21 protein-coding genes and 2 pseudogenes are annotated in these 22724 nt (G+C 57.8%); 15 read left to right on the plus strand and 8 right to left on the minus strand.

The features are described 5' to 3' along the window. Positions 1-64: 64 nt before the first annotated feature. Both ACMGG5_RS15335 and ACMGG5_RS15340 read left to right on the plus strand, forming a co-directional pair. The gene (locus ACMGG5_RS15335) at positions 65-634 is read left to right on the plus strand and encodes a carboxymuconolactone decarboxylase family protein (protein WP_420278122.1); all 570 of its coding nucleotides are present in this window, start codon (positions 65-67) and stop codon (positions 632-634) included. After that, positions 627-1244, plus strand: a complete 618-nt coding sequence (locus tag ACMGG5_RS15340; RefSeq protein WP_420278123.1) for a CDP-alcohol phosphatidyltransferase family protein — start codon at positions 627-629, stop codon at positions 1242-1244. Before ACMGG5_RS15335 ends, ACMGG5_RS15340 begins: the two co-directional genes overlap by 8 nt. Here the strand turns inward: ACMGG5_RS15340 and ACMGG5_RS15345 are convergent. From ACMGG5_RS15345 to xthA, 6 genes are all read right to left on the minus strand, one after another. Beyond that, positions 1241-2548: a sulfurtransferase gene (locus ACMGG5_RS15345; RefSeq protein WP_420278124.1), complete on the minus strand. Its 1308-nt coding sequence runs from the start codon at positions 2546-2548 to the stop codon at positions 1241-1243. The two genes, ACMGG5_RS15340 and ACMGG5_RS15345, sit on opposite strands and share 4 nt — an antisense overlap. Before the next feature lie 73 nt (positions 2549-2621). Then, on the minus strand, positions 2622-3242 hold the full coding sequence (locus ACMGG5_RS15350) for an ATP-binding cassette domain-containing protein (protein ID WP_032650925.1): 621 nt from the start codon (positions 3240-3242) through the stop codon (positions 2622-2624). Then, a complete protein-coding gene (locus tag ACMGG5_RS15355; protein WP_420278125.1) occupies positions 3242-4771 on the minus strand; it encodes a thiamine ABC transporter permease in 1530 nt (509 codons plus the stop codon). The genes ACMGG5_RS15350 and ACMGG5_RS15355 overlap by 1 nt, the downstream gene beginning before the upstream one ends. After that, complete coding sequence (locus tag ACMGG5_RS15360; protein WP_248272271.1) at positions 4744-5904, minus strand: ABC transporter substrate-binding protein; 1161 nt, start codon at positions 5902-5904, stop codon at positions 4744-4746. The genes ACMGG5_RS15355 and ACMGG5_RS15360 overlap by 28 nt, the downstream gene beginning before the upstream one ends. Positions 5905-5919: 15 nt before the next feature. Beyond that, positions 5920-6603, minus strand: coding sequence for a TVP38/TMEM64 family protein (locus ACMGG5_RS15365; protein WP_420278126.1), 684 nt, complete (start codon positions 6601-6603; stop codon positions 5920-5922). 6 nt (positions 6604-6609) lie between these two features. Next, positions 6610-7416 (minus strand): exodeoxyribonuclease III, encoded by an 807-nt coding sequence (xthA, locus tag ACMGG5_RS15370; protein WP_032645347.1) that lies wholly within the window; start codon positions 7414-7416, stop codon positions 6610-6612. Positions 7417-7849: 433 nt separating this feature from the next. Between xthA and astC the strand changes: the two genes are divergently transcribed. The 7 genes and pseudogenes from astC (at position 7850) to ves (ending at position 15560) form a co-directional block, all read left to right on the plus strand. Beyond that, a complete protein-coding gene (gene astC / locus ACMGG5_RS15375) occupies positions 7850-9070 on the plus strand; it encodes an aspartate aminotransferase family protein (protein WP_048991592.1) in 1221 nt (406 codons plus the stop codon). Further along, positions 9067-10101 (plus strand): arginine N-succinyltransferase, encoded by a 1035-nt coding sequence (astA, locus tag ACMGG5_RS15380; RefSeq protein WP_032674582.1) that lies wholly within the window; start codon positions 9067-9069, stop codon positions 10099-10101. Before astC ends, astA begins: the two co-directional genes overlap by 4 nt. Next, complete coding sequence (gene astD / locus ACMGG5_RS15385) at positions 10098-11585, plus strand: succinylglutamate-semialdehyde dehydrogenase (protein WP_420278127.1); 1488 nt, start codon at positions 10098-10100, stop codon at positions 11583-11585. Before astA ends, astD begins: the two co-directional genes overlap by 4 nt. Next, positions 11572-12896 (plus strand): annotated as a pseudogene (gene astB, locus ACMGG5_RS15390) (N-succinylarginine dihydrolase). Before astD ends, astB begins: the two are co-directional and overlap by 14 nt. Positions 12897-12906: 10 nt before the next feature. Then, positions 12907-13872, plus strand: coding sequence for a succinylglutamate desuccinylase (gene astE / locus ACMGG5_RS15395; protein WP_267214671.1), 966 nt, complete (start codon positions 12907-12909; stop codon positions 13870-13872). A 338-nt stretch (positions 13873-14210) separates the two neighbouring features. After that, a complete protein-coding gene (gene spy / locus ACMGG5_RS15400; RefSeq protein WP_024908549.1) occupies positions 14211-14705 on the plus strand; it encodes an ATP-independent periplasmic protein-refolding chaperone Spy in 495 nt (164 codons plus the stop codon). 297 nt (positions 14706-15002) lie between these two features. After that, positions 15003-15560: an environmental stress-induced protein Ves gene (ves, locus tag ACMGG5_RS15405; protein WP_021241069.1), complete on the plus strand. Its 558-nt coding sequence runs from the start codon at positions 15003-15005 to the stop codon at positions 15558-15560. Here ves and cho read toward each other — a convergent pair. Together cho and nadE are read right to left on the minus strand one after the other, a co-directional pair. After that, positions 15538-16416: an excinuclease Cho gene (gene cho, locus ACMGG5_RS15410; protein WP_420278128.1), complete on the minus strand. Its 879-nt coding sequence runs from the start codon at positions 16414-16416 to the stop codon at positions 15538-15540. The two genes, ves and cho, sit on opposite strands and share 23 nt — an antisense overlap. A gap of 150 nt (positions 16417-16566) precedes the next feature. Further along, positions 16567-17394 (minus strand): ammonia-dependent NAD(+) synthetase, encoded by an 828-nt coding sequence (gene nadE, locus ACMGG5_RS15415; protein ID WP_420278129.1) that lies wholly within the window; start codon positions 17392-17394, stop codon positions 16567-16569. A 232-nt stretch (positions 17395-17626) separates the two neighbouring features. On the opposite strand from nadE, the gene osmE reads away from it, so the two are divergent. The 6 genes and pseudogenes from osmE to ACMGG5_RS15445 all read left to right on the plus strand — a co-directional run bounded on the left by osmE (position 17627) and on the right by ACMGG5_RS15445 (position 22716). Beyond that, the gene (osmE, locus tag ACMGG5_RS15420) at positions 17627-17971 is read left to right on the plus strand and encodes an osmotically-inducible lipoprotein OsmE (protein ID WP_010430142.1); all 345 of its coding nucleotides are present in this window, start codon (positions 17627-17629) and stop codon (positions 17969-17971) included. A 257-nt stretch (positions 17972-18228) separates the two neighbouring features. After that, positions 18229-18570, plus strand: a complete 342-nt coding sequence (chbB, locus tag ACMGG5_RS15425) for a PTS N,N'-diacetylchitobiose transporter subunit IIB (RefSeq protein WP_420278130.1) — start codon at positions 18229-18231, stop codon at positions 18568-18570. Between the two features lie 79 nt (positions 18571-18649). Continuing rightward, a complete protein-coding gene (gene chbC, locus ACMGG5_RS15430; RefSeq protein ID WP_028017210.1) occupies positions 18650-20008 on the plus strand; it encodes a PTS N,N'-diacetylchitobiose transporter subunit IIC in 1359 nt (452 codons plus the stop codon). 47 nt (positions 20009-20055) lie between these two features. Continuing rightward, on the plus strand, positions 20056-20403 hold the full coding sequence (gene chbA / locus ACMGG5_RS15435; protein WP_024909443.1) for a PTS N,N'-diacetylchitobiose transporter subunit IIA: 348 nt from the start codon (positions 20056-20058) through the stop codon (positions 20401-20403). A gap of 11 nt (positions 20404-20414) precedes the next feature. Beyond that, positions 20415-21251: pseudogene (chbR, locus tag ACMGG5_RS15440) on the plus strand (transcriptional regulator ChbR); the annotation flags it as partial. Positions 21252-21360: 109 nt separating this feature from the next. Next, positions 21361-22716: a 6-phospho-beta-glucosidase gene (locus tag ACMGG5_RS15445; RefSeq protein ID WP_024909441.1), complete on the plus strand. Its 1356-nt coding sequence runs from the start codon at positions 21361-21363 to the stop codon at positions 22714-22716. The last annotated feature ends 8 nt before the right edge of the window (positions 22717-22724 follow it).

Here is a 22724-nt window from a genome sequence, read left to right on the forward strand (position 1 = left end):
ATTGATAGCGAAAAAAGACATATTATCGTGCCCTTTCTCAGAGTCCAGTAATCAGGAGAATCAGGTGAAAGAGACCACCGCCTGGGTTGCCCCTATCGAATCCCTTCCCGCCAGCCTTAAACCGATTGCCGCCATGCAGAAAAAGCATTTTGGCGCGGTGCTGAATCCCACTCGCTGGTGGGGACGCATGCCGCGTCTGTTCTGGCTGGTGGCGTTGTTTGTCGGTTTTCTGGAGCGTCGTCGCGCGCGCCTGACGCCCGTGCTTCGTTCGCTGCTCATGACGCGGGTGTCCCAGCTCTGCCACTGCGCTTTCTGTATTGATGCCAACAGCCTGCGGCTGGCCGAGCGCTGCGGCGCGCTGGATAAGGTTCAGGCTGTGGGCAACTGGCATGATTCCACTTTGTTCTCCGAGCAGGAGCGCGCGGCGCTGGCCTACGCCGAGGCGGTGACCGCCACGCCGCCCCGGGCGGATGAGGCCATCAGAACGGCGCTGAAGCGCCACTTTACGGATGACGCCATCACCGAGATGACGGCGCTCATTGCCTTTCAGAATCTCTCCGCCCGCTTTAACGCCGCGCTGGATATTCCGGCTCAGGGGCTGTGCGCCACGTTTAATGAGACGCCACATGCTTGACCGTCATCTGCACCCGCGGGTAAAGCCCGTTCTGAATCGTCTGGTTTCCGTGCTGGACAGGCCGGGCATTACGCCCGACGGATTAACCCTTTCCGGGTTTGCGATTGGCGTGCTGGCGCTGCCGTTTCTGGCCCTCGGCTGGTATCCTGCTGCGCTGGTCGCCATCGTGCTTAACCGCCTGATGGACGGTCTGGACGGGGCGCTGGCGCGCCGCAGAGGGCTGACCGATGCGGGAGGATTTCTCGATATCGCGCTCGACTTTCTGTTCTACGCTCTGGTGCCGTTTGGCTTTGCGCTCGCTGCTCCCGCAGAGAATGCGCTGGCGGCCGCCTGGCTGCTGTTTGCGTTTATTGGTACCGGCAGCAGTTTTCTGGCGTTTGCGGCGCTGGCCGCGAAGCACGACATCGACAACCCCGGCTATGCGCACAAGTCGTTTTATTACATCGGCGGGTTAACGGAAGGGACGGAGACCATCGCGCTGTTTGTGCTGTGCTGCCTTTTCCCGGCGCACTTCACGCTTTTCGCGTGGGTATTTGGCGCGCTGTGCTGGCTGACCACCACAACGCGCGTCTGGAGCGGCTACGTGACGCTGAAGTCACTCAACCCTTAGAGAGCGCTTTCTGGCCCGCGCTCACCGGTTGTCACCGGGTTCTGCGGGTGACTGCTCCATTCGTACCAGCCGCCGTCATAGACGGCGATATTCTTCCAGCCCATCGCCCGGGCGTACATAAAGGTTTCGGACGCCCGCCAGCCGGTGCCGCAGTAAAACGCGACGTGCTGTTCCGGCAGAATATTCCAGCGCTTCCACTGGGCGGCGATGTCGTCCGCACTGCGCATGGTGCCATCCGGGTTATGGAAATCCTCCATGTGGGTAGCATCGCTGCCCGCATGACCCCAGCGGGCACCGGCTATTTCACCTTTTGGCTTGATGTAGCTGTAGCCGCTGGTTTCGCCGATGAACTCCGGCCACGAACGAATGCTGACCAGGGAGGCATCCTGACGGTGCAGCATCCCGCGCGCCTGCTCCATATCGACCATCAGCTGCGGCTGGCCGGGGATTGGCGTGCCGAAATCGGGGGCTGGCGTCACTTTGCCGGGCGTGCCGCGCTCAACCGGGAGGCCTGCATCTGACCACGCCTTCCAGCCGCCGTCGAGAATACGCACATCCTTCACGCCCGCATACAGCATAATCTGCGCCACGCGCGCGGCGGCGTAGACGTCGCGGCCATACAAGATGACGGTGGTGTCGTGGCGGATCCCGTGCTTCGCCAGCATCGCTTTCAGCTTGTCGTCGGAGACTTTATTCCACAGCGGCTCGCTTTCCACTTCGTTAGTATCGATGTAGCCCGCGCCGGGAATGTGGTTCAGCAGGTAAAACTTCGGTGCGCCCCAGGCGGCTTCGATCACTTTCCAGTCACCCGACGGCGCGGCGGTCACGGGTTTACCCTGCTGGAGGCGGTGGATCCACTGCGGGTAAACCAGCTGTTCAAAATGAGGCAGGCGCTGAAGGCGGTCGGGTGTCTGCAGTGCATCGCTGAGCAGCGAAACGTGGCGGTAACCGGCTTTCTCCAGGCGGGCTTTCACCGCCTGGTTATCGTTCTCGTCGCCATACAGGGCGATGGCCGTTGCAGGCGTAAGCTGATGTTGTTTTGCCCAAAGCGCAATCTGCTCGTCGCTCATAGCGCTGAGCCAGGCGGCAGCAAGGTTGAGTGCAGCGGGTTCATGCCCGGAGGGGCCGCTGAGCGTCTGCGGCCAGCCGTTGTAAAACGCGCTGGCGCGGGTGTCGACAGGCGTGCCGTGCTGCGCCTGAAGCTGAGACAGCGTGATGGCGTTGGGCATATCAGCCGCCAGCGAGGAAAAAGAAGCGAGGCCGCAGAGCAGGGCCAGCGCGGTCAGTTGAGAAACACGTTTCATCGAATAACCTGACGTCAGTAAAAGAGGGGGGCATTGTCGTCTCTCCCGAATCGGAAAACATTGCGTTAGCACATTATTGCCAGCGAGAAATCTCAATCAGCTCGCCGCCGGGCGGAATATCGTCTTCATCGTGCGTGACCAGCACCACCGGAATATTGCGCGCGCGGACGGCGTCAAACACCCATGCCCGAAATGAGGCCCGCAACGCTTTATCGAGGCGGCTGAACGGTTCGTCCAGCAGCAGCGCCTGCGGCTCCGCGAGCAGGGCCCGCAGCAGGCTGACCCGGGCGCGCTCCCCGCCGGAAAGGGTGGCCGGATCGCTGGCGTAATGACCGCTCAGCCCGGCGGAATCCAGCGCCTGTTCGACCGCTTCCCGACGCGCGCGCCCGGCGAGCCGTTCAGGCAGTGCCAGCAGCAAATTTTGCCCGACGCTGAACGGGTCGAACAGCAGCGCGTCCTGAAAGAGAATACCCAGCCCGCGGGACTCAACGGGAAGTCCGTCGCAGCGACGCGCGTCGAGCCACAGTTCGCCCCGTGCCTGGAAATCGTCTGACAGCGCGCCGACCATCCACGCAAAAAGGGTCGATTTTCCGCTGCCGGACGGCCCCATCAGGGTGACGATCTCCCCGCGGGGCACGCAAAAACTGACCTCGCGGAAAAGCGGTTCGATGGTGAGATCTTTTACCTTCAGCATTATCGTAATCCTTGACGGTAGCGGCCCGCGAGCCGGGATAACAGGGCGGCAAGACCAAACACCGTGCCCGTGACCAGCAGTAATCCCAGCGCCCGGTTAGCGAGAATCGGGATGCTGCCTCCGCTGCTGAGCGCGACGGTTTCGGTGGTCAGCGTGGCGAAACGCCCCGCGCCCAGCCACAGCGTCGGCATGTATTGTGCCATGCTGACGGAAAAGCCGGTGGCAAAGGCCAGCAGCGCAGGGCGCACCAGCAGGGGGCATTTCACCAGGCAGAAGACTTTGGTCCGTCGCCAGCCGAGGGTTCTGGCGGTGAGGAGCAGACGGGGATCGATCCGGCGCCAGGCGGGTTGCAGCACCAGCAGCGTCCACGGCAATACCCACAGGAGGTGGCTCCAGAGCACGGCGGCGTAGTGCCCGTCGAGTCCCAGATGCAAAGCAATAAAGTATTGCCCGGTGACGAGCGGCAGCGCCGGAAGGGCGAGCGGTAACCATACCCACAGTGTGCCGCGCTGCGGGCCCCATTCCAGCCAGAGAACGCTGATGAGCAGGGCGATCAGGCTCGAAAGCAGCCCGAAGGAAAGGCTGGTCCCCACGGGACCCACGTCGTCCCGCTGTGCCAGTATCAGCAGCACCGCGGCGCACAGGATGCCACACGCGGGCAGAAAGCCGCTGAGTGTACGTTCAGGCAGAACGCGCTCAGACCTGCGGCGTGTCCCGCTGAGGTCCGGAACCCTGCGGCGCCATGCCTTCCATAAACCGTACCCAAGTGCGGCAAGCGCGGCCAGCAGCACGAGGAGAAGCAGGTACAGCAGCGTCCCTTTTGCCTGCTGCTGGGCGTCGCCCTGGCTCAGCCACTGCCAGGCCAGCACGGCCAGGGTAGGCGGGTTTCCGGGCCCGAGCACGATCGCCACGTCCACGACCGACAGCGACCACGCCAGCACCGCCAGCATCACCGCGCCGAGAACGGGCGCAATCGCCGGAAGGATCAGCCAGCTGAGCGTCTGAAAACGCCCATAGCCAAAGGTTTGCAGGACGGTCTTCTGCAGTGCGAGCCGTTTTTCCGGCAGGACGGCGTAAATGGCCCACAGGACAAACGCGCTCTCTTTGACCGCGAGCGTCAGGCCCAGACCGACGCCGTAGCGGTCAAACGGCGGAGAACAGACGGTGCAGATCTGATAATACAGACCGCCCTCGGCAAACAGCAGTAACGCGCCGGTGGCGAACGCCACATGGGGGATCGCCAGTAGCCACGGCAGGCGGGTCGTAAGACGTCGACAGCGCTTTCCGGGCCACAGAAGGCTGACGAGGAAAAGGGCAATCAGCAACGCCCCCAGCGTGGCGATGAGCGTTGAGACCAGCGTGGCGACGGTCGCCTGAGGTAGCTGCGGATCGTTCAGCAGCCGCTGCCAGTTTGTCACCGAAAACGCCGGGGCAAGCAGCATGGCGCCGGCGGGCAGGACCGGCAGATAAATCACCGCCATCGCCAGCCAGACAAGTCCGCTCAGCGGGTGCCGTAACGACGCAGCCATTCCTGCTCCAGCGCGTTCACCCAGGTGGACTGCGGCTCTGCAAGCACCTTCGGCAGCCCCTGCGGCGTGTGGGCGAGCAGTTGTTTCGCTTCACCTTCGGGCAGCGTTTTCACATCCAGTACGCTTGGGTCTCCCCATATGGCCGGGTCGGCCTTGCGGATTTGCGCCCGCGGTGACAGCAGGAAATTAGCGACCACTTTCGCCCCCGCGCTCGCGCTGGCATTGGCCGGAATCGCCACAAAATGGACGTTGCCGAGCATCCCGCCCTGGAAACCAAAGCTGTAGCTGTCGGCGGGCAGTTCGCTGCTCGCCACTTTCTGCTGCACATGGGCCGGGTTAAAGGTCAGCGACAGGTTCAGGCTGCCACTGGCAAGCAGGGCATCCATCCGTGCAGGTGAAGGGGGGAAGTCTTTGCCTTCGCGCCACAGCAGCGGGTGCAGCTTATCGAGGTAGGCCCAGAGCGGCGCGGTAACGAGGTCAAACGTTTCATCGGGTGCTTTTTGTAAAGCCTCAGGGCGATCGGTGAGCGTCAGAAGCAGCTGCTCAAGAAATGCCGTGCCGGTAAAATCGGGCGGGCGAGGATAGCTTATCTTGCCGGGGTGCTGCTGCGCGTAAGCCAGCAGCGCCTGAGGATCCTCCGGCGGCGTCGGCATGCTGGCTTTGCGGGCGATAAAGGTCAGCTGCGCACCGCCCCACGGGGATTCCGCGCCGTCTGTAGGAATCGCAAAATCCTCCGTAACGGGCTTGCGGGTATCGATATAGCGCCAGTTTGGCAGCGTCTGCGCCCATCCGGTTTGCAGCAGGTTCGCTTCTTTTAACGTGCGGAAGTTTTCGCCGTTAACCCACAGCAGGTCAACCGAGCCGTTGGCCTTACGCCCCGCGGCGGCTTCGGTCTGAATACGTTTTACCGCGTCGGCGGCATCCGCCAGCGGGACGATTTTGAGGGTAATGGCATAGTGCGTTTGCATCTCACCGCTGACCCACTCAAGGTAGCGGTTGACAGCCGGATCGCCGCCCCAGGCGTTAAACCAGACGGTCTGGCCTTTGGCCTGTTGTTGGATAGCGTGCCAGCTTTCGGCGGCAGAGAGGGGGGCTGCCAGCAGCAGACCGATCAGGAACGCGCAAAAACGCACACGGCGCATAATGCCTCACTTTTTAGCAGACGGGAGATAACGGGAAAACAGCCGGCGGGTGACCAGCGGTAATAACCCCAGTAGTGTAAAGGCGAATATCATGCCCGGCGACAAAATATCGCGCAGCGAGGTCACTTTTCCCAGCTCGCGCCCGGCGTTCAGAAAGATAATCGTGGCGGGCAGCATAGCGACCTGGCTGACCCACCAGTAGCGAAATACGCCAATCCGGGTCAGCCCCATCAGCAAATTCACCAGGAAAAATGGGAACAGGGGCATCAGGCGCAGGGCAAAAAGATAGCCCGCGCCGTCATGCGACATACCGGCGTTCACCGTTTTCATCTGCTGAGCAAACCGACGTTGGACCCCGTCGCGCAGCAGATAACGACTGGCGAGCATGGCCAGCGTGGCCCCGAGCGTGGAGGCAAACGAGACCAGCGCGGTGCCTTCCCACAGGGGAAATAACGCCCCGCCCAGCAGGGTGAGGATCGCCGCGCCGGGTATCGACAGGGCGGAGACCGCGACATAGAGCGCAAAAAAGATCAGCGCGCTGCGCAGCGGCGCGTGGTTGACATGGGAAAGTAACGCCTGCTGGTGAGTTTTAATCTCTTCCAGGGAGAGGGTTCCCGGGGGAAGCATGACAAACGTCAGAATAAATGCGCCCAGAAGGGCGCACAGGAAAGCGATTTTTCGAATGTTCACGCGTCATTACAGCTTGAATTTAGCCCACACCGGCGCGTGGTCGGACGGTTTTTCCATGCTGCGGATATCGTAGTCGATCCCGGTTTCGATGCAGCGCTCGGCCAGCGGCGAACTGGCCAGCAGCAGGTCTATACGCAGGCCACGGTTGTCGTCAAAGCCTTTTGAGCGGTAGTCAAACCAGGAGAAGCGATCCTGCGTTTCCGGGTTGGCATTGCGGAAGGTATCCACCAGGCCCCAGCCCAGCAGGCGCTCCATCCACTCACGCTCTTCCGGCAGGAAGGAGCATTTGCCGGTACGCAGCCAGCGTTTGCGGTTCTCTTCGCCAATACCGATATCGAGATCCGTCGGGCTAATGTTCATGTCGCCCATGATCAGCACCGGATTCTCTTTTTTGAGTTCGGTTGTCAGGAAGTCCTGCAGATCCTGATAAAACTTCGCTTTGGCCGGGAATTTGGTTTCATGGTCACGGCTTTCACCCTGCGGGAAATACCCGTTAATGACCGTGATATTCCCCAGCGCAGAAGGCACTTCCGCCATGATGATGCGACGCTGCGCTTCTTCACCGTCGCCAGGGAAGCCGCGACGCACGGAAACCGGCGGTGCTTTGGTGAGCAGCGCGACCCCATAGTGTCCTTTCTGACCGTGATAGAAGACGTTGTAGCCGAGTTTCGCCACCTCTTCGAGGGGGAACATGTCGTCGTGAACCTTTGTCTCCTGCAGGCCGATCACATCTGGCTGATGTTGCTCAACGATAGCTTCAAGCTGATGAGGGCGGGCACGCAGGCCGTTGATATTAAAAGAGACAAATTTCATAGTCGCTGCCAGTGCAAGGTGAATAGTGCATGGATGGTAGCAGAATTTGCGTCAACTGTTACCGGGTTCGACCAATAACTGCGACAGATAATGCCGGTGGTGCAATATTTGCACCATTCTGACGCGTCTCGCCCCCAAACAGGGCGTAAATGACCGATAAATTTCGCGAGCGATCACAATTCCAGAATTATATTTGGCCTGTGCATACTCTTTCTGATTTTCATGCGGCAAAGCGCCGCTTGTCGTAAAAATATTCACTTTTTATGCACTAACAGTGAATAACTCCATGTTGTAACTTGTTGATATTCTGTTACCTCAACCCGTTTATGCATTTTTATCGCTGGCTGGCACGAAGGCTGCAATCTACATTCACAGTGCAAACACTCAATTATTTAACATTCAAATAACCTTTTATTTACCGGATGAGGTCGCTATGTCTCTGTCAATTACGCGTGAAAATTTCGATGAATGGATGATGCCGGTTTACGCTCCGGCGGCTTTTATTCCGGTTCGTGGGGAAGGCTCGCGCCTGTGGGATCAGCAGGGTAAAGAGTACATCGACTTTGCAGGTGGGATTGCGGTCAACGCGCTGGGTCATGCGCACCCGGCGCTGCGTCAGGCGCTGAACGACCAGGCGGCGAAGTTCTGGCATACCGGCAACGGCTTTACCAACGAGCCCGCGCTGCGCCTGGCCAAAAAACTGATCGACGCGACGTTTGCGGAGAAGGTCTTTTTCTGTAACTCGGGGGCGGAAGCCAACGAGGCGGCGCTGAAGCTGGCGCGCAAATATGCGCACGATAAATTTGGAACCCACAAGAGCGGCATCGTGGCGTTTAAAAATGCCTTCCACGGACGCACGCTCTTTACCGTCAGCGCGGGCGGTCAGCCTTCCTATTCGCAGGATTTCGCGCCGCTGCCGCCGGATATTCGTCACGGTATTTATAACGATCTGCAGTCCGCCAGCGAGCTGATTAACGACACCACCTGCGCGGTGATCGTCGAGCCGATGCAGGGCGAAGGCGGCGTGCTTCCGGCGCAAAAAGCCTTCCTGCAGGGGCTGCGCGAGCTGTGCGATCGTCACGATGCGGTCCTGATTTTCGACGAAGTGCAGACCGGCGTGGGCCGCACCGGCGAGCTGTATGCCTATATGCACTACGGCGTGACGCCGGACGTGCTTTCGACCGCCAAAGCGCTGGGCGGCGGCTTCCCGATTGGGGCGATGCTGACCACCGATAAATTCGCCAGCGTAATGACCGTGGGCACCCACGGCACCACCTACGGCGGCAACCCGCTGGCTACCGCCGTTGCCGGACAGGTTCTCGATATCATTAACACCCCTGAGGTGCTGAAAGGCGTTAAGCAGCGTCACGACTGGTTTGTCGAGCGTCTGAATGCCATCAACAGCAAAACGGGGCTGTTTAAAGAAATTCGCGGTCTGGGGCTGTTAATCGGCTGCGAGCTCACCGCTGAGTTTGCCGGGAAAGCTAAACTTATTTCACAGGAAGCGGCAAAAGTGGGCGTGATGGTGCTGATTGCCGGTGCCAACGTGGTGCGTTTTGCGCCTGCGCTGATCGTCAGCGAAGAAGAAGTGCAAACCGGTCTGGACCGTTTTGCGCTGGCGTGTGAAAAAGTGAAATCCGGGGTGTCATCATGATGGTCATCCGTCCCGTTGAGCGTGGCGATCTCGCCGGGCTCATGCAGCTTGCCGGTAAGACGGGAGGCGGGCTGACCTCGCTTCCTGCCGATGAAAAAACGCTGTCGGCGCGCATCGAGCGCGCCCTGCAAACCTGGCAGGGGACGTTGCCAAAAAGCGAGCAGGGGTATGTGTTCGTGCTGGAAGACACCGACACGGGAACCGTGGCCGGGATCTGCGCCATTGAAGTGGCCGTCGGGCTTAACGACCCGTGGTACAACTACCGCGTCGGCACCATGGTTCACGCCTCGAAAGAGCTGAACGTTTATAACGCGCTGCCCACGCTGTTTCTCTGCAATGACCACACGGGGGCCAGCGAGCTGTGCACGCTGTTCCTCGATCCGGCGTGGCGCAAAGAGGGTAACGGCTATCTGCTCTCCAAATCGCGCTTTATGTTTATGGCCGCCTTCCGCGATCGCTTTAACGAAAAAGTGGTCGCAGAGATGCGCGGCGTGATCGACGACACCGGCTACTCGCCGTTCTGGGAGAGCCTGGGCGAGCGCTTCTTCTCGATGGAGTTCAGCCGGGCGGACTACCTGTGCGGTACCGGCCAGAAAGCTTTTATTGCCGAGCTGATGCCGAAGCATCCTATCTATACCCATTTCCTCAGCCCGGAAGCGCAGGCGGTGATCGGCGAAGTGCATCCGCAAACCGCCCCCGCCCGCGCGGTGCTGGAGAAAGAAGGCTTCCGCTACCGCAACTATGTCGACATCTTTGACGGCGGGCCTACGCTTGAGTGCGATATCGACCGCGTGCGCGCGATCCGTAAAAGCCGGCTGGTTGAGGTCTCTGAAGGCCAGCCCGCGCCGGGCGACTGGCCCGCATGCCTGGTGGCGAATGAAAATTACGCCAACTTCCGCGCCATGCTGGTGCGAACCAACCCGAAATGTGAACGTCTGGTGCTGACGGCTGCTGAGCTCGATGCCCTGAAATGTAACGCCGGCGATACGGTTCGCCTGGTGCGTCTCTGCCCTGAGGAGAAAACAGCATGACATTATGGATTAACGGTGACTGGGTCACGGGTGAAGGCGAACAGCGCGTAAAGACCAATCCGGTTGGAAAAGAGGTGCTCTGGAAGGGGCATGACGCCAGCGCCGCGCAGGTAGAACAGGCCTGCCATGCCGCTCGCCGTGCGTTTCCGGCGTGGGCAAAACAGCCTTTCGCCGTGCGCCAGGCAGTTGTTGAAAAGTTTGCCGGGCTGCTGGAGGCAAACAAGGCCGAGCTGACGCGCATCATCGCGTCTGAAACCAGTAAACCGCGCTGGGAAGCGACAACCGAAGTGACGGCGATGATCAATAAAATCGCCATTTCGGTCAAGGCGTACCATACCCGTACCGGCGAACAGCGCACCGACATGCCGGACGGCGCGGCCACGCTACGCCACCGTCCGCACGGCGTGCTGGCGGTGTTTGGTCCGTACAACTTCCCGGGACATCTGCCGAATGGCCACATTGTGCCCGCGCTGCTGGCGGGCAATACCGTTATTTTCAAACCGAGCGAGCTCACGCCATTAACCGGCGAGGCGGTGGTTAAGCTGTGGGAACAGGCCGGCCTGCCGCCGGGCGTGCTGAACCTGGTGCAGGGCGGACGTGAAACCGGCCAGGCGCTGAGCGCGCTGAGCGATATCGACGGCCTGCTGTTTACCGGCAGCGCCGGGACGGGCTATCAGCTGCACCGCCAGCTGGCAGGGCAGCCGGAGAAAATTCTGGCGCTGGAGATGGGCGGCAACAACCCGCTGATTGTGGAAGATCCTGATGATATCGACGCCGCGGTGCACCTGACGATTCAGTCCGCCTTTATTACCGCCGGACAGCGCTGCACCTGTGCCCGCCGCCTGCTGGTCAAGCGCGGCGCGCAGGGCGATGCCTTCCTGAAGCGTCTGGTAGAGGTGAGCGCGCGCCTGGTACCTGCCGCGTGGGATGCCGACCCGCAGCCGTTTATCGGCGGGCTGATTTCTGAACAGGCCGCGCTGAACGTACTGAAGGCCTGGCAGGACCACGTCGCGCGCGGCGCGAAAACCCTGCTCGAGCCAAAGCAGGTTCAGCCGGGCACCTCGCTGCTGACGCCGGGCATCGTTGAGATGAGCGGCGCGAGCAACGTGCCGGATGAAGAGGTCTTTGGCCCGCTGCTGTGCGTCTGGCGCTATGACGATTTCGATGCGGCGATTGCGATGGCGAATAACACCCGCTACGGCCTGTCGAGCGGTCTGATTTCACCGCATCGCGAGAAGTTTGAGCAACTGCTGCTGGAAGCACGCGCCGGGATTGTGAACTGGAATAAACCGCTGACCGGGGCCGCGAGCACCGCGCCGTTCGGCGGCGTGGGCGCGTCGGGCAACCATCGCGCCAGCGCGTGGTATGCCGCCGATTACTGCGCGTGGCCGATGGCGAGCCTGGAAACCCCGGCGTTGACGCTGCCGGAGACGCTTAATCCGGGGCTGGATTTTACCGGAGGGGATCGTCATGAAAGCGCGTGAAGTTAACTTTGACGGGCTGGTGGGGCTGACGCACCACTATGCCGGTCTCTCTTTTGGTAATGAAGCCTCGACGAAGCACCGCTTTCAGGTCTCGAACCCGAAGCTGGCGGCGAAGCAGGGGCTGCTAAAAATGAAGGCGCTGGCGGATGCCGGTTTCCCGCAGGCGGTGATCCCGCCGCAGGAGCGTCCGAACGTGGCGGTATTACGTCAGCTCGGTTTTAGCGGCACCGATGAGCAGGTGGTTGAAAAAGCGGGTACGCAGACGCCACACCTCCTCTCGGCGGCAAGCTCGGCCTCTTCGATGTGGGTGGCCAACGCCGCGACCGTCGCGCCGTCAGCCGATACGCTGGATGGCAAAGTTCATCTGACGGTGGCGAACCTGAACAATAAATTCCACCGCGCCACCGAAGCGGAAACCACCGAGCGCGTGCTGCGCGCCATTTTCAGCCAGGACGCCCATTTTGAGGTGCATCAGGCCCTGCCGCAGGTGGCGATGTTTGGCGACGAAGGCGCGGCCAACCATAACCGCCTGGGGGGCGATTATGGCGACCCGGGCCTGCAGCTGTTTATCTACGGACGAGAAGAGGGGGGCACGCTGCGCCAACCCGTTATCCTGCGCGTCAGACGCTGGCGGCCAGCCAGGCGGTTGCCCGCCTGAACCAGGTCAATCCTTCCCAGGTGATTTTTGCCCAGCAAAACCCGCATGTGATCGATCAGGGCGTGTTCCACAACGACGTGATTGCCGTTTCCAACCGCCAGGTGCTGTTCTGCCACGAGCAGGCGTTTGCCCATCAGGAGAAGCTGCTCGCCACGCTGCATGAGCGCGTGCGCGGCTTCACGCCAATTCAGGTGCCAACGGAGGCGGTGAGCGTGCAGGACGCGGTCGAAACGTATCTGTTCAATAGCCAGCTGCTGAGCCGCGATGACGGCAGCATGATGCTGGTCCTGCCGCAGGAATCCCGGGATCATCAGGGCGTGTGGCGCTACCTGACCGAGCTGGTGAAGGCCGATAACCCGATTGACGAACTGCGCGTGTTTGATCTGCGCGAAAGCATGGCTAACGGCGGTGGCCCAGCCTGTTTACGTCTGCGCGTGGTCTTGACCCAGGACGAAATGCAGGCGGTTAACCCGGCGGTCATGATGAACGATACGCTCTTTACCCGTCTGAATGACTGGGTCGATCGCTACTATCGCGATCGGCTAACGCAGGCGGATCTGGTTGACCCGCAGCTTCTGCGTGAAGGACGCGAGGCGCTGGACGCGTTATCGACAATCCTGCAGCTGGGATCGGTTTACCCGTTCCAGCGCTAAAGGAGTGGATATGGAAAATTTACTGGCGCTGACCCTGGCCGATGAGACGCCGGAACAGAAAGAGGGGGACGGCCCCTCATTTCGCTGGCGGTGGCTGGGGCGCGGGGTGCTTGAGCTGACGCCGACCGCAAAAAGCGATCTCTCGCTGCTGCTTTCAACGGGCATTCACGGGAATGAAACGGCACCCGTTGAGATTGTCGATCTGCTGCTGCGCGCGCTGTATCGCAATGAAATTGCCCTGACGTGCCGCGTGCTGGTGGTGCTGGGCAATCCCCCTGCGCTGGCGCAAAACAAACGGTACCTGGTCAGCGACATTAACCGCATGTTCGGCGGGCGCTGGTCGCAGTTTCCGCAGAGTGACGAAACGGCGCGGGCAGCGTGGCTGGAGAGCGTCGTGACCGCGTTTTTTGCCGCTGCGGGGCCCGTGCGCTGGCATCTGGATCTGCATACGGCCATCCGCGCGTCTTACCATGTTCGCTTTGGCGTTCTGCCGCAGCGCAATCAGCCGTGGGAGGAAGATTTCCTGAGCTGGCTGGGAGACGCCGGGCTGGAGGCGCTGGTCTTTCACCAGTCGCCTGGCGGAACCTTTACGCACTTCACCTGTGAGAACTTTGGCGCGTTGTCCTGTACGCTGGAGCTGGGGAAAGCGCTGCCGTTTGGCCAGAACGATCTCACCCGATTTGCGCCTACGCATCTCGCCCTTCGGGCGCTGCTGGGAGGAAAGGCTCCCGAGCACGCGCATCAGCCCGTTGAGCGGTACCGGGTCGTACAGCAGATCACGCGCCGCAGCGATGCCTTCCTGCTGCATATGGCCGCGCATACTCTGAACTTCACCCCGTTTCGCAAAGGGGCGCTGCTGGCCGAGGATGGCGAGGAGCGTTACGAGGTGCAGAAAACCACCGAGTATGTTTTATTCCCTAACCCTACCGTCGCGTTTGGCCTGCGGGCCGGGCTGATGCTGGAAAAAATATCCTGAACCTTTCCCCTCTCATCATTCGGGAGGGGGAAGTAAAAAACTTTTCTTCACGATTAAAGCGCTTACGCTTGTTTTGCAGAATATTCCTGGTGAATTGCTTTATTATTCACCTTCACTCCGTTATAATTCTGCTAAATCGCTTTAAAATCATCGCATTGAATATTTTTTGTTGCAACTCTCCACGCTTTATCCTTATTTCCTCCACATTTGGCGAAAATTTGTTTTTTACACTTTCATTGTTTTACCGTTGCTCTGACTAATTGACGATAAACCCCGTAAAGTTAATCTCGTCAACACGGCATAGCGCCGAAGAATAACTGAAAGAAAGGAAATAAATTATGCGTAAGTTTACTGCACTGTTTGTTGCTTCTACCCTGGCTCTGGGCGCTACCAGCATGGCGTTCGCCGCAGATACTGCGACCACCACCACTGCCGCGCCTGCTGAAGGCAAAATGATGATGCATCATAAAGGTCCGGGTATGCACAACGAGATGATGATGTTTAAGGATCTCAACCTGACGGATGCGCAGAAGCAGCAGATCCGCGACATCAGAAAAGGTGAACGCGACCAGATGAAACGTCCTCCGCTTGAAGAGCGTCGTGCGATGCATGACATCATCGCCAGCGACAGCTTCGACAAGGCGAAAGCCGAAGCGCAGATCGACAAAATGGCCGCGCAGCACAAAGCCCGCATGCTGGCTCACATGGAAACTCAGAACAAGATCTACAACATTCTGACCCCGGAACAGAAAAAACAATTTAATGCGAATTTTGAGAAGCGTCTGACAGAACGTCCGGCGATGGAAGGTAAAATGCCAGCACCAACCGAATAATCGGTTCACACTCTTAAGACCGCCGGGATCCTGTCCACAAAAGCGCAATCGCTGTGGACAGGACCGGCGGTTTTTCTTTCCTGCCCTCTTGCCTGCCGCCGCCAGCGCGGTATCCTCCTGTAGTCGCTTCAGAGAATGTTCGTAGAGTCATGGCGTTAGCATTTTTATTAACGTTGCGCTAAGGCCTGCCCGCTCTGCTGCCGATACTGTTTCTGTGAATACCCAACGATAACAATCAAGACAGCAACGATAGCGATATCCTTGCCCTGGCACGGGTTGTGCCATTCAGGAGTGGTGATGGAGTTCTTTGATATCCGTAAGATGCCGGTCAGCCTCTGGCGCAATGGTGCTGGCGAAACGCGTGAGATTTGCTGCTTCCCTCCCGCGACGAGGGATTTTCACTGGCGTGCCAGTATCGCGACTATCGCCAGCAACGGCGAATTCTCCTCGTTTCCCGGCGTCGATCGGGTGATTACCTTGCTGGAAGGCGGGGAGGTGACCCTGGATGCCGGTCAGGCGTTCTTCCATACCCTGAAGCACCATCAGCCCTATAGCTTTGCCGGCGACCTGCCGGTGAAAGCGCTGCTGTCCGATGGGCGGATGGCGATGGACTTCAACATCATGACCCGTCGCGACTGCTGCCGAGCGAAGGTGCGCGTGGCTGACCGTACCTTTACCACCTTTGGCACACGCGGGGGCGTGGTGTTTGTGTTAAGCGGGGCGTGGCAACTGGGTGATAAATTGCTGACGGCCGATCAGGGCGCCAGCTGGGAGGAGGGTACCCATACGCTGCGTCTGCTGGAGGCTCAGGGTACCTTATTGTTCAGCGAAATCACATGGCTGCCAGGCCATTGAGTTCAATGATCTCAAACTTACCGGCCAGGACCGGTTTACAGAGAATTTTGTAGCCATCGTGGTCAAATCCGGCGGGCGTGCGCAGCAGGGTTGCCGCGTCGTTGATGTTGTCGACAGCGCCCAGCCAGAGCCAGTTGTTGACGATGTGATACTGGGTCATTGTCTCGCCCACCTCTTTGAGCGCAACGGCGCTTTCCCACGGCCAGCAGTTCACGCTGATGGCTGCCAGACCGCTGAGGAGCCTGGCGTGGTGCGCCTCAACGCTCTCTTTCCCACAGCAGGCACCGGCGCAGCGCTTCAGCGCGGATCGAAAACAGGCGCGTCCGCGGGTGGTTGCCTCCAGACCTAAAAGGCTGTAGCAAAGCTGGAGCTCGTCCGCGAGCGTCTGCAGCGCCTGAAGTGCGGCTCGTTTATTGGCGAACAGCCCGTAGAGATTCGGGGCATGAGAAAAATCAACGTCGCGCGCGTAGACGACCTGCGGCTTGCCCTCGCTGATCTGCAGGGAGCAGAGCTGACGGTTGCGGCGCAGGCGCTTGTTGAACAGCGGCTGCTGTTCTTTTATCAACCGCGCCTCCAGCAACAGCGCGCCCATTTCTCCGGCCGTCTGGAACCAGGTAATGCGTCGCGACTGGCGCAGCATGGCGGCTTCGTCCGGCGTACGAAGATGGGATAACACCCGACTGCGGATGTTAACGCTCTTGCCGATGTAGAGCGGCAGGGTGTCGCTTTCGCCGTGAAAGATGTACACGCCCGGCTGTTTAGGCAGTGCTTCAAGCCAGGGGCGAAGGTGTTCGGGATATTCGTAGATAGCCGCCGCTTCAAACTCAAGACGCGGGGGGGATTGACGCCTGCTCACATACTGCTCCATATACTGTTCAGCTATACAGTGTAGCAGGAGTGTGGTGGTTAAAAAAGAGCCGGGTGGCCTGATGCCCTCACCCCAACCCTCTCCCACGGGAGAGGGCGCAAACACTAAAAACGGTAACCTGGGGTTACCGTTTTGCTTTTATTTCTTCCAGAAGTCGTCAAACACCGTAATTGGCGTGTGGCGCTTGTGCTCGGTTTTCAGATACCAGCCTTCGATGATTTTCGCGGTACCTTCATCCAGCTTTTTGCCTTCCAGATAATCATCGATGTTGTCATAGGTGACGCCAAGGGCCGCTTCATCCGGCAGGGAAGGGCGATCGTCTTCAAGGTCCGCTGTCGGCGCTTTCTTATACAGATGCTCAGGACAGCCCAGCGCCGCCAGCAGCTGCTTACCCTGACGCTTGTTCAGACGGAAGATAGGGTTAATGTCGGTGCCGCCGTCGCCGTATTTGGTAAAGAAGCCGGTGATCGCTTCTGCCGCATGGTCGGTGCCGACGACGACGCCTTTGGTCATCCCGGCGATGCTGTACTGCGCTTTCATGCGCTCGCGGGCTTTTTCGTTGCCGCGAACGAAATCGCTCAGCTCAATGCCCGCTTCGCGAAGCGCCTGCTCGCTTGCCAGCACCGAGCCCTTAATATTCACAGTGAGCACGCGGTCAGGCTGAATGAAGGTAATGGCATCCTGGCAATCCTGCTCGTCCACCTGCACGCCATAAGGAAGACGCACCGCGATAAACTGCAGCGTCTCATCGCCCGTCTCTTCGCGAAGCTCTGAAATCGCCATCTGGCAGAGTTTACCGGTCAGGGTAGAGTCCTGGCCGCCACTGATGCCCAGCACCAGGGATTTCAGGAAAGCGTTCTTTTTTAAGTACGATTTTAAAAAATCCACGCTGCGGCGGATCTCTTCATGTGCATCTACCGTGGGCTTCGCGCCCAGTGCCTGAATAATCTCTTGTTGCAGAGCCATCACGCCCTCCATATGCAGTACATAAACAGATTGTGTTAGCTGTTAAAACTAACCCTTTGGGCGAGAAACGACAAGGATCACAGTTTCGAGTGCGCTAATTTGCGCCGATTTAGCAGGTTATCGTTGTTTTATTAGAATTTTCCGAAATTCGTCTGGCGTAACTCACAAAGTTGAACAATAGTACTTTTTATCCCATGCTTAGATAACACGCTGATAAACAAGAGGACGGAATATGAACAAGAACGTAGCAGGAATTCTTAGCGCAGCGGCGGTACTGACTATGCTGGCAGGGTGTACGGCTTACGATCGCACCAAGGATCAGTTTACGCAGCCCGTAGTAAAAGACGTTAAAAAAGGGATGACCCGTTCGCAGGTGGCCGCGATTGCCGGTAAACCTTCTTCTGAAGTGACCATGATTCATGCGAAAGGGACCTGCCAGACCTATATCCTGGGTCAACGTGATGGTAAGGCAGAAACCTACTTTGTCGCGCTGGATGATACCGGTCATGTGATCAACTCCGGCTATCAGACCTGTGCTGAATACGACACCGATCCGCAGGCACCTAAGGCGCAGTAACCCTCCTTGCCTGAGGATGTTAACAAACCGGCCCAGGGGCCGGTTTTTTTATGCATACGTAAATCTTATTTCTTTGCGCGAATTATTTACCCGAAATGTGAAGGGAGTCAACAAGCCAGGTCAATGAGAGACAATTTGAGTCTATCCAGAATTATCCCCTGTCTGTACCATTGCGTATACTCACTCCAACGATAAACAACAGTACGCAAGCTACCTGTCTGCCGGGACAGCGAGTCGAGTGATAGCGCGATGGCAGGTTGTCATACAAGAGGGAAAACACGATGGAAAAGAAACATATCTACCTGTTCTGCTCAGCGGGCATGTCAACCTCGCTGCTGGTGTCAAAGATGCGTGCGCAGGCTGAAAAGTATGAAGTCCCTGTGGTGATTGAAGCGTTTCCAGAGACGCTGGCGGGCGAAAAAGGCCAGACAGCCGATGTCGTTTTACTGGGGCCGCAAATTGCCTATATGTTGCCCGAAATTCAACGACTGTTACCGAATAAACCGGTCGAAGTGATCGACTCGGGGCTGTACGGCAAGATTGATGGTTTAGGTGTTCTTAAAGCTGCTGTGGCAGCCATTAAAAAAGCTGCTAATTAATTTTTATTTTTCCCGTCAAAGAGTTATTTCACACACAATACGCCGTAACATGCGTTACGGCATTTAAGGGTATTTTCCTATGAGTAAAGTCATCGCTTCACTTGAAAAGGTACTCCTTCCTTTTGCTGTTAAAATAGGAAAGCAGCCTCACGTTAATGCCATCAAAAACGGTTTTATTAAATTAATGCCGTTAACGCTGGCCGGGGCCATGTTCGTTTTAATTAACAACGTTTTTCTGAGCTTTGGTGAAGGTTCCTTCTTTTATTCATTAGGAATTAGGTTAGACGCTTCCACTATTGAAACCCTTAATGGTTTTAAAGCCATCGGCGGCAACGTCTATAACGGTACGTTGGGGATTATGTCGCTGATGGCGCCTTTCTTTATTGGGATGGCACTGGCAGAAGAGCGTAAAGTCGATCCGCTGGCCGCCGGGTTATTATCCGTTGCTGCCTTTATGACCGTCACGCCTTACAGCGTGGGTGAAGCCTATGCCGTCGGCGCCAACTGGCTGGGTGGGGCCAACATTATCTCCGGTATTGTTATCGGCCTGGTGGTGGCAGAAATGTTCACCTTTATTATCCGTCGCAACTGGGTTATCCGCCTGCCGGATAGCGTACCGGCTTCCGTTTCCCGTTCATTTTCCGCGTTGATTCCGGGCTTCATTATTCTCTCTATCATGGGGATTATCGCCTGGGCGCTCTCCCACTGGGGCACAAACTTCCACCAGATCATCATGGACTCTATCTCTACGCCGCTGGCGTCGATGGGGGGCGTGGTCGGTTGGGCGTATGTGATTTTCACCTCTCTGCTGTGGTTCTTTGGCGTGCATGGTTCACTGGCACTGGCCGCGCTGGACAGCGGGATTATGACCCCCTGGGCACTGGAAAACGTTGCGCTTTACCAGCAGTACGGCTCCGTTGACGCGGCGCTGGCAGCCGGTAAAACCTTCCATGTGTGGGCGAAGCCGATGCTTGACTCCTATATCTTCCTGGGCGGTACCGGGGCGACCTTGGGTCTGATCATCGCGGTCTTTATTGTCTCTCGTCGTGCTGATTACCGTCAGGTCGCGAAGCTGGCGCTGCCATCAGGCATCTTCCAGATTAACGAACCGATTCTGTTCGGTCTGCCAATCATCATGAACCCGGTAATGTTCATTCCGTTCATCCTGATTCAGCCGCTGCTGGCCGCTATCACCCTGACGGCGTATTACATGGGCATCATTCCACCGATTACCAACATTGCACCGTGGACCATGCCAGCAGGTCTGGGCGCCTTCTTCAACACCAACGGCAGTGTCGCAGCCTTCCTGCTGGCGATATTCAACCTCGGGATTGCCACCCTGCTGTACATGCCATTCGTGGCGATTGCCAACAAAGCCGCCACCATCATTGATGAAGAAGAGAGCGAAGAGGATATTGCCCTCTCACTGAAATTCTAAGATTGACCGGCGCGGGGAAGCCCGCGCCAGCCACAAGGAGCTTAAACATGTTAGATTTGGATAGTATTGTCGCAGACGAAGCCGCCGAGAACGATCTCGAGGAAGTGGTGATGGGGCTTATCATCAACTCCGGACAGGCCCGCAGCCTGGCCTATGCCGCACTGAAGCAGGCCAAGCAGGGGGATTTCGCCGCCGCGAAAACCATGATGGAACAGTCCCGCACGGCGCTGAATGAAGCGCACCTGGTGCAGACAAAGCTGATTGAAAGCGATCAGGGCGAAGGGAAGATGAAGGTCAGCCTGGTGCTGGTCCACGCGCAGGATCACCTGATGACCTCGATGCTGGCGCGTGAGCTGGTGGCGGAGCTCATTGAGCTTCACGAGAAGATGCAGTAAGTCAGACTGAGCAGCAGGAGGTCAGCACGATGGAAATTAAAACCGCACTTGAACAGCAGCTGTTTAATGGCAAAAATTTTCATGTGGTTATCTACAACAAAACGGAGAGCGCCAGTGGTCTGCACCAGCATGACTACTACGAGTTCACGATTGTTCTGACCGGTCGCTACTACCAGGAGATCAACGGTAAGCGCGTCCTGCTTGAGCGAGGGGATTTTGTCTTCCTGCCGATGGGGTCTTATCACCAGAGCTTTTACGAATTTGGTGCCACCCGCATTCTGAACGTGGGCGTCAGCAGACGTTTCTTCGAGAAGCACTATCTGCCGTTGGTGCCGTTCTGCTTCGTTGCCTCCCAGGTCTATCGGGTCAAAAACGAGTTCATGACCTGGATTGAGACGGTTATCGCTTCGCTTAACTTCCGCGACAATGAATTTGATGAGTTTATTGAAACGGTGACCTTCTACGTGATGAACCGGCTGCGCCACCATCGTGAAGAGCAGCAGGTGACGGATGATATTCCGCAATGGCTGCGTGGCACCGTTGAGCTGATGCACGATAAAGGCCAGTTCAGCGAAAATGCGCTGGAAAATATGGTGTCGCTGTCGGGCAAATCCCAGGAATATCTGACCCGTGCAACGCAGCGCTATTATCGTAAAACGCCCGTGCAAATTATTAATGAAATCCGCATTAACTTTGCCAAAAAACAGCTGGAAATTACCAACTATTCTGTCACCGATATTGCGTACGAGTCAGGATACAGCAGTCCCAGCCTGTTTATTAAGACCTTTAAAAAATTGACGTCATTCACACCGAATAGTTACCGGAAGAATTTAACGGTAATGAATTAACTTTCGGCGGATTATCCGCCACAAATATTGCTTTAATGGCTTGCCCAAATAGCGGGAAGAGTACGCTATACCTTGCAGGCGATTAACCTGATACGCTAAGGGAGATATTATGCAGAAGAAATTAAAAGTCGTAACCATTGGTGGCGGCAGCAGCTATACCCCGGAATTACTTGAAGGTTTCCTGAAACGTTATCATGAATTACCGGTCAGCGAATTATGGCTGGTGGACGTTGAGGAAGGTCAGGAGAAGCTGAATATTATTTTCGACCTGTGCAAGCGCATGGTGGAAAAAGCGGGCGTGCCTTTGACCGTGCATAAAACCCTGGACCGTCGTCTGGCGCTGAAAGATGCGGATTTCGTCACCACCCAACTGCGCGTTGGCCAGCTGAAGGCGCGCGAGCTGGACGAGCGTATTCCGCTGAGCCATGGCTATCTGGGGCAGGAGACCAACGGCGCAGGCGGCCTGTTTAAAGGTCTGCGTACCATCCCGGTCATTTTCGACATCGTCAAAGACGTGCAGGAGATCTGCCCGAACGCGTGGGTGATTAACTTCACCAACCCGGCCGGGATGGTCACTGAAGCGGTCTATCGTCATACCGGCTTCAAACGTTTTATCGGCGTCTGTAACATTCCGATCGGCATGAAGATGTTTATCCGCGACGTGCTGGCGCTGACCGACAGCGACGATCTCTCCATCGATCTGTTCGGCCTGAACCACATGGTGTTTATTAAAGATGTCATCGTGAACGGAAAATCGCGCTTTGCCGAGCTCCTCGACGGCGTGGCTTCCGGTCGCCTGACGGCGGCATCCGTGAAAAACATCTTTGACCTGCCGTTCAGCGAAGGGCTGATCCGCTCGCTGAACCTGCTGCCGTGCTCGTACCTGCTTTACTACTTCAAGCAGAAAGAGATGCTGGCTATCGAAATGGGCGAGTACTATAAGGGCGGCGCGCGCGCGCAGATCGTTCAGAAGGTCGAGAAGCAGCTGTTCGATTTGTATAAAGACCCGAACCTGAACGTCAAACCGAAAGAACTGGAGCAGCGCGGCGGGGCCTACTACTCCGATGCGGCGTGTGAAGTGATCAACGCCATCTATAACGACAAGCAGGCGGAACACTATGTCAACGTGCCGCACCACGGCCATATCGACAATATCCCGGCGGACTGGGCCGTCGAGATGACCTGCATCCTGGGGCGCGAGGGCGCTAAACCGCATCCTCGTATCACCCACTTTGATGACAAGGTCATGGGCCTGATCCACACCATTAAGGGCTTTGAAGTGGCGGCAAGCAACGCGGCGCTGAGCGGTGAGCTCAATGACGTGCTGCTGGCCCTGAACCTCAGCCCGCTGGTGCATTCTGACCGCGACGCGGAGCAGCTGGCCAGCGAGATGATCCTGGCACATGAAAAATGGTTGCCGAATTTTGCCGCCACGATCGAGAAGCTGAAGTTCAAACACCACTAAGAGGACGC

Origin of the sequence: Enterobacter sp. BNK-34, assembly GCF_048684445.1 — a bacterium.
In the GTDB taxonomy this organism is placed as follows: Bacteria; Pseudomonadota; Gammaproteobacteria; order Enterobacterales; family Enterobacteriaceae; genus Enterobacter; species Enterobacter pseudoroggenkampii.

Excerpts from the sequence above, each read along its gene's own strand:
- ACMGG5_RS15340 (WP_420278123.1), top strand. The coding sequence starts at position 627 with ATGCTTGACCGTCATCTGCACCCGCGGGTAAAGCCCGTTCTGAATCGT.
- ACMGG5_RS15345 (WP_420278124.1), bottom strand. The coding sequence starts at position 2,548 with ATGAAACGTGTTTCTCAACTGACCGCGCTGGCCCTGCTCTGCGGCCTC.
- ACMGG5_RS15350 (WP_032650925.1), bottom strand. The coding sequence starts at position 3,242 with ATGCTGAAGGTAAAAGATCTCACCATCGAACCGCTTTTCCGCGAGGTC.
- ACMGG5_RS15355 (WP_420278125.1), bottom strand. The coding sequence starts at position 4,771 with ATGGCTGCGTCGTTACGGCACCCGCTGAGCGGACTTGTCTGGCTGGCG.
- xthA (WP_032645347.1), bottom strand. The coding sequence starts at position 7,416 with ATGAAATTTGTCTCTTTTAATATCAACGGCCTGCGTGCCCGCCCTCAT.
- astC (WP_048991592.1), top strand. The coding sequence starts at position 7,850 with ATGTCTCTGTCAATTACGCGTGAAAATTTCGATGAATGGATGATGCCG.
- astA (WP_032674582.1), top strand. The coding sequence starts at position 9,067 with ATGATGGTCATCCGTCCCGTTGAGCGTGGCGATCTCGCCGGGCTCATG.
- astD (WP_420278127.1), top strand. The coding sequence starts at position 10,098 with ATGACATTATGGATTAACGGTGACTGGGTCACGGGTGAAGGCGAACAG.
- astE (WP_267214671.1), top strand. The coding sequence starts at position 12,907 with ATGGAAAATTTACTGGCGCTGACCCTGGCCGATGAGACGCCGGAACAG.
- spy (WP_024908549.1), top strand. The coding sequence starts at position 14,211 with ATGCGTAAGTTTACTGCACTGTTTGTTGCTTCTACCCTGGCTCTGGGC.
- ves (WP_021241069.1), top strand. The coding sequence starts at position 15,003 with ATGGAGTTCTTTGATATCCGTAAGATGCCGGTCAGCCTCTGGCGCAAT.
- nadE (WP_420278129.1), bottom strand. The coding sequence starts at position 17,394 with ATGGCTCTGCAACAAGAGATTATTCAGGCACTGGGCGCGAAGCCCACG.
- osmE (WP_010430142.1), top strand. The coding sequence starts at position 17,627 with ATGAACAAGAACGTAGCAGGAATTCTTAGCGCAGCGGCGGTACTGACT.
- chbC (WP_028017210.1), top strand. The coding sequence starts at position 18,650 with ATGAGTAAAGTCATCGCTTCACTTGAAAAGGTACTCCTTCCTTTTGCT.
- chbA (WP_024909443.1), top strand. The coding sequence starts at position 20,056 with ATGTTAGATTTGGATAGTATTGTCGCAGACGAAGCCGCCGAGAACGAT.
- ACMGG5_RS15445 (WP_024909441.1), top strand. The coding sequence starts at position 21,361 with ATGCAGAAGAAATTAAAAGTCGTAACCATTGGTGGCGGCAGCAGCTAT.